Origin of the sequence: Geminicoccus sp. (genome assembly GCF_035556675.1) — a bacterium.
Classification (GTDB): domain Bacteria; phylum Pseudomonadota; class Alphaproteobacteria; order Geminicoccales; family Geminicoccaceae; genus Geminicoccus.
This window is the reverse complement of sequence record NZ_DATMFZ010000075.1, coordinates 1-5,248: the sequence shown is the minus strand read 5'-3', so window position 1 is coordinate 5,248 and position 5,248 is coordinate 1. Positions and strand designations below refer to the sequence as shown.

At 71.2% G+C, this 5,248-nt stretch carries 6 protein-coding genes; 1 reads left to right on the top strand and 5 read right to left on the bottom strand.

The window, feature by feature from the left end:
- The coding region (locus VNS22_RS05875; RefSeq protein ID WP_325730549.1) for a class I SAM-dependent methyltransferase at positions 1-601 on the bottom strand (601 nt) is incomplete at its 3' end.
- 111 nt (positions 602-712) lie between these two features.
- Here VNS22_RS05875 and VNS22_RS05870 point away from each other — a divergent pair.
- The gene (locus VNS22_RS05870; protein ID WP_325730547.1) at positions 713-2,701 is read left to right on the top strand and encodes a BTAD domain-containing putative transcriptional regulator; all 1,989 of its coding nucleotides are present in this window, start codon (positions 713-715) and stop codon (positions 2,699-2,701) included.
- 9 nt (positions 2,702-2,710) lie between these two features.
- Here the strand turns inward: VNS22_RS05870 and mnhG are convergent, their stop codons facing one another.
- The 4 genes from mnhG to VNS22_RS05850 form a co-directional block, all read right to left on the bottom strand.
- Entirely contained in the window at positions 2,711-3,085 is a 375-nt protein-coding gene (gene mnhG / locus VNS22_RS05865; RefSeq protein WP_325730545.1) for a monovalent cation/H(+) antiporter subunit G, read from the bottom strand.
- A complete protein-coding gene (locus VNS22_RS05860) occupies positions 3,082-3,363 on the bottom strand; it encodes a K+/H+ antiporter subunit F (protein WP_325730543.1) in 282 nt (93 codons plus the stop codon). Before VNS22_RS05860 ends, mnhG begins: the two co-directional genes overlap by 4 nt.
- Positions 3,360-3,845, bottom strand: coding sequence for a Na+/H+ antiporter subunit E (locus VNS22_RS05855; protein WP_325730541.1), 486 nt, complete (start codon positions 3,843-3,845; stop codon positions 3,360-3,362). The genes VNS22_RS05860 and VNS22_RS05855 overlap by 4 nt, the downstream gene beginning before the upstream one ends.
- A partial coding sequence (locus tag VNS22_RS05850; RefSeq protein ID WP_325730539.1) for a monovalent cation/H+ antiporter subunit D occupies positions 3,842-5,248 on the bottom strand: 1,407 nt, incomplete at its 5' end. The genes VNS22_RS05850 and VNS22_RS05855, both read right to left, overlap by 4 nt.

Sequence of the window (5,248 nt, the reverse complement as noted above, 5' to 3'; positions counted from 1 at the left end):
GGACGTCGATGGCGCTGGCCCGGTCGCCGAACAGCTCGGCCAGATGGGTCCGCGTGCCCCACAAGGACGGCGGGCGCAGCCCCGGCGGCGGAGCGACGTGGCGGCCGATCAGCTTGAACAGCTGGCCGATGAACCCGTCGGGCGTCCAGTTGGCCAGCCCGATCCTGCCGCCCGGCCGGCAGACCCGGGCGAGTTCGGCGGCGGCCCTGGCGTGATCGGGCGTGAACATCACCCCGAAGGTCGACAGGACCGCGTCGAAGCTCCCATCGGCGAACGGCAGATCCTCGGCATCGGCGGCCTTGAAGGTGACCGGCAGGCGTTCCGCCTCGGCCCGTTCCGCCGCACGATCCAGCAGGGCCGGCACATAGTCGGTGGAGGTCACCTCGCACCAGCGCCGGGCCGCGGCGAGCGTGGCGTTGCCGTTGCCGGCGGCCACGTCCAGCACGCGCGTGCCCGCCCGCAGGTCCATGGCCTCGCACAGCTCCTCGCCGACGATCTGCAGGGTGACGCCGATCACCGCGTAGTCGCCGGAGGCCCAGGCGGTCTGCTGCCTGGTCTTGATGGCGGCCAGATCCGGCCGCTCGGCAGTGATGGTGACCATGATCGCTTGTTCTCCCGATGACTGGCCCTAGGATGAGCACCCCCCTTCTTGTGCCGGGGAGGGTGCGGTCGCTTGCCGATCTAGCCGGCGGGCGTGGGAAGGAGCGTGGCGATGGGCGTGGGCGCGGCCATGGAATCGGCGGGAACGGCAGGCGCCGCAGCCTTGCTGGAGGTGCGGCTGCTGGGTCCGCTGGCGCTCAGCCTGGACGGCCAACCCCTGCCGCTGCCGGGCTCGCGCAAGCTGCGCGGGCTGCTGGGCTATCTGGCACTCGCCGACCGGCCGGTCGGCCGGGGCCGGCTGTGCGACCTGTTGTGGGAGGTGCCGAGCGACCCGCGCGGCGAGCTGCGCTGGTGCCTGAGCCGGCTGCGTCGCCTGCTCGACCTGCCGGGCCGGCCGAGGATCCTGGCCGAGGGCGACGGGATCCGGCTGGACCTGGCCGGCTGCCGGGTCGATGCGCTGGAGTTGGCAGCCGCACTGGAGGAGCCGGAGCAGCCCGCGCCGGGCCGGCCCGAGCTGCCGTCGGAGCTGTTCGCCGGCGAGTTCCTCGAAGGCCTGGAGCTCGATGCCTGCCCGGATTTCCAGCTCTGGCTGCAGTCCCAGCGACGCCGCCTGGCCGAGGCCCAGCTGGCGCTGCTGGCCCGGCTGGCTCAGGCAACCGGACACGACATGCCCCCTGCCCTGCTTCAGCGCTGGCTGGCACTGGCGCCGCTGGACCTGAGGGCGCATCGGATCCTGCTGGCGGGCCTGGCCCGCACCGGCCGGTCACGGGAGGCGGAAAGGCATCTCGCCTCGGCCTGCCGGCTGTTCGCCGCCGAGGAGGTGGACAGCCGGCCGCTGCAGGCTGTCTGGCAGGATCTGCGCAGCACCCGGCCGCCGGCCGAGCCGCGCCTGGTCCTGCCCGCGAGCGAGGCCCGGGCGAAGCGCCGCTCGATCGCCGTCCTGCCGTTTGCCGCAAGCGGGGAAGGCCCGCCGGACCAGGCCGATGTCGCGTTCGGCCTGTCCCACGACCTGATCGTGCGCCTGGCCAGGCTGCGCAGCCTCCTGGTGATCGCGCCCGGCACCATGCTGACGCTGCGCGAGCGGCAGGTGCCGGCGGACGCAGCCGGTCGCCTGCTGGCGGTCGACTTCCTGGTGAGCGGCACGGTGCGCCGCCTGGGCGGGCAGATGCGGGTCACGGTCGAGCTGGCCGAGCGGGCGAGCGGCCGGGTGGTCTGGGCGGAGCTGTACGACCGGCCGCACGGGCAGACCTTCGCGGTCCTGGATGAACTGGGCGACCGGATCGTCGCGGCGATCGCGGGCGAGATCGAGGCGGTCGAGCGCGCCCGGGCGATGCTGCGCCAGCCGGACTCGCTGGATGCCTGGGGCGCCCATCACCGTGGCCTGTGGCACATGTACCGGTTCAGCCGGCCGGACAACGAGCAGGCCAGGCGCTATTTCGAGCTGGCGGTCCGGCTCGACCCCGGTTTTTCCCGCCCCTATGCCGGGCTGTCCTTCACCCATTTCCAGGACGCCTTCCAGGGCTGGGCGCCGGCCCGGCCGGCGATCGAGCTGGCGCTGCGCACGGCCGGGCAGAGCCTGGCTGCCGACGAGCGCGACCCGGCGGCGCACTGGGCGATGGGCCGGGCGCACTGGCTGGAGGGGCGGCAGGACCAGGCCGTGGCGGAGCTGGAGCAGGCGGTCGAGCTCAGCCCCAACTTCGCGCTCGGCCACTACACGCTGGCCTTCGTGCACTGCCAGGCGGGCGACACGGCAGCCGCGATCGCCGCCTCCGACCAGTCGCGGCGGCTCAGCCCATGCGACCCGCTCCTGTTCGGCATGCTGGGGGCACGTGCCATGGCGCTGGCACGGCAGGGCCGGCTCGAGGAGGCGGCGCAATGGGGGCTGCGTGCCGCCGGCCAGCCGAACGCCCATGCCCATATCCTGGCGATCGCCGCCTACGCCCTGGCACTCGCCGGACGCCTGACGGAAGCGCGGGCGCAGATGGCGCAGCTGCACCGCTCGCTGCCCGGCTACCGGATCGACGACTTCCTGCGCGCGATGCGCTTCGCACCTGACGGGGTGCGACTGTTCAGCAAGGCGGCTGCGGCGCTAGACGGCTGAGGCGGGCACTCAGGGGTTCTGCGTGGGCGGAACATCCTTGCTCAGCATCGGTGGAACGTCGGCATTGCCCTCGGTCCGGTCGCGGTAGAGCGCCGCCCTGGCCAGCAGCATCAGCGTCACCGGGGTGGTCACCGTCACGAACAGGGCGATCAGGATCTCGTGGAGCACCGGCCGGGTCTGGAGCACCGAGAACAGCAGCATCGACGCCACCAGGATGCCACCCGTCCCCCAGCTGCTGCCGAGGGTGGGTGCGTGGATGCGGTCATAGAACCGCTCCAGCCGCAGGAGGCCATAGGAGCCGATCAGGGTGAGCCCGGCCCCGATCAGGAGCAGGGCCGAAACGAGCAGGGCCGCCCAGAGCGGCAGGTCGGCTGCCTCGCTCATTCGATCACCTCGCCGCGCATCAGGAACTTGGCCAGCGCCACGGTCGCGACGAAGCCCAGCAGCGAGATGACCAGGGCCGCCTCGAAATAGAGCGTGCTGCCGCTGCGCATGCCGAAGGTCAACAGGAGCAGCATCGCGTTGAGATAGAGCGTGTCCAGGCCCAGCACGCGATCCTGCGCACGCGGCCCGCCGGCCAGCCGGAAGATCGTGCAGAGCATCGCCATGCCCAGCATGATCTGGGCGATCGTGATGGACCAGTTCAGGATCGCGGCGCTCATTCGAAGATCTCCAGCAGCAATCGCTCGTAGCGGTGCTTGATCAGCGCTTGCCACTCCGCCTCGTCGACCAGGTCGAAGACGTGCAGCAGGAGCCGGCCATGTGTCGGGTCGAACTCCACCCAGGCGGTGCCGGGCGTGGCGGTCACGATCACCGCCAGCACCGACAGGCCGGTCCGATCGCGCAGATCGAGCGGGATGACGATGAAGCCGGACGTCCGCTTGACCCGGCCACCCTGCAGGATGATGCCGGCGACCGCGATGTTGGAGCGGACGATGTCGTAGAGCACGATGCCCAGCAGTCGGGGCATCGCCAGCCAGTTGCGCAGCCTCGGCTTGGCCGGCTGGAGGCGTGCCAGCGCCCAGGTGGCGGCGACCGCGATGGCGCCGCCCAGCAGGACATGGCCGAGCGATGGCCGGTGGAGCAGGACCCACATCACGGTGAGCGAGAAGGTCAGCAGCGGGTAGGGCAGCCAGCTTCTCATGGAGACGGTGCACTCCTGGGCCCGGGCAGACGCTCCTTGCCCAGCACGGTCTCGACATAGCTGGTCGGCACGTGCAGGGCGGTCGCGGCATCCGTCATGTAGCGCATCACCGGATCGGCCAGCACCGTCAGCACGACGCCGACACCGAGCAGGACCGCGACCGGCACCGCCTCGCGGATCAGGACGCGCGGCACGATCGGCTCCGGCGGCGCCCACAGGCGGCGGATGCCGGCCCGCATCATGGCGATCAGGGTGACCAGACCCGAGACGATCAGGAGCGGCACCAGGAGCCAGCCCTGCCAGGAGACCTGTCCGCCGCCGCCCAGCCCGTCCGGGTTCAGCGCCGCGCTCAGCATCACGAACTTGGCGAGGAAGCCCGACAAGGGCGGCAGTCCCGCCAGCAGCAAGGTGCAGCCGACAAACGCCAGGCCCAGCACAGCGAGCGTCGCCGGCACCGGCACGCCCACCTCGTCCTCCTCGTCCTCCAGGTCCTCCTCGACATCCGCGAACACCTGGTCCGGCTCGTCCTCCGGCTGCTCCAGGTCGCGCTCCAGCAGTTCCACCAGGAGGAACAGCGCGCTCAGCGCCAGGGTGGAGCTCACGAGGTAGAACAGGGCGCCGCCTGCCACCCTCGGGTCCTCGAGGCCGATCGCGGCCAGGACCGTACCGGACGACACCAGCACGCAGTAGCCGGTGAGCCGGCCGAGCGAGCGCGCGGCGAGCATGCCGATCATGCCGAACAGCACGGTCAGCATACCGCCCACCGTCAGCCAGGTGGTACCGAAACCGGCCAGGGTCCCTGCCCCCTCACCGAACAGGAGCAGCGACAGGCGCAGGAGGATGTAGACGCCCACCTTGGTCAGGATCGCGAACATCGCCGCCACCGGTGCGGCCGCGGCGGCGTAGGCGGTGGGCAGCCAGAAGTTCAGGGGCCACATGCCGGCCTTGGTCAAAAAGGCGATGCCCAGGATCGCGGCACCCGCTTCCAGCAACATCCGGTCTTCCGGTGCCACGGCCGGGATGCGCACGGCCAGGTCGGCCATGTTGAGTGTCCCGGTGACGCCGTAGATCAGGGCGACACCGACCAGGAAGAAGAACGAGGCCACCAGGTTGATGACGATATAGTGCATCCCCGCCTTGACCCGGCGCCGCCCGGAGCCGTGCAGGACGAGGCCGTAGGAGGCGGCGAGCATCACCTCGAAGAACACGAACAGGTTGAACAGGTCGCCGGTCAGGAACGAGCCGTTCACCCCCATCAGCAGGAACTGGAACAGCGAGTGGAAATGCGGTGCGGCGCGATGCCAGCGGCCGAGCGCGAAGACCTGGGCCGGCAGGGCCAGGATGGCGGCGAGCAGCAGCATGAGCGCGGACAACCGGTCCACCACCAGCACGATGCCGAACGG

Excerpts from the sequence above, each read along its gene's own strand:
- mnhG (WP_325730545.1), bottom strand. The coding sequence starts at position 3,085 with ATGAGCGAGGCAGCCGACCTGCCGCTCTGGGCGGCCCTGCTCGTTTCG.
- VNS22_RS05870 (WP_325730547.1), top strand. The coding sequence starts at position 713 with ATGGGCGTGGGCGCGGCCATGGAATCGGCGGGAACGGCAGGCGCCGCA.
- VNS22_RS05860 (WP_325730543.1), bottom strand. The coding sequence starts at position 3,363 with ATGAGCGCCGCGATCCTGAACTGGTCCATCACGATCGCCCAGATCATG.
- VNS22_RS05855 (WP_325730541.1), bottom strand. The coding sequence starts at position 3,845 with ATGAGAAGCTGGCTGCCCTACCCGCTGCTGACCTTCTCGCTCACCGTG.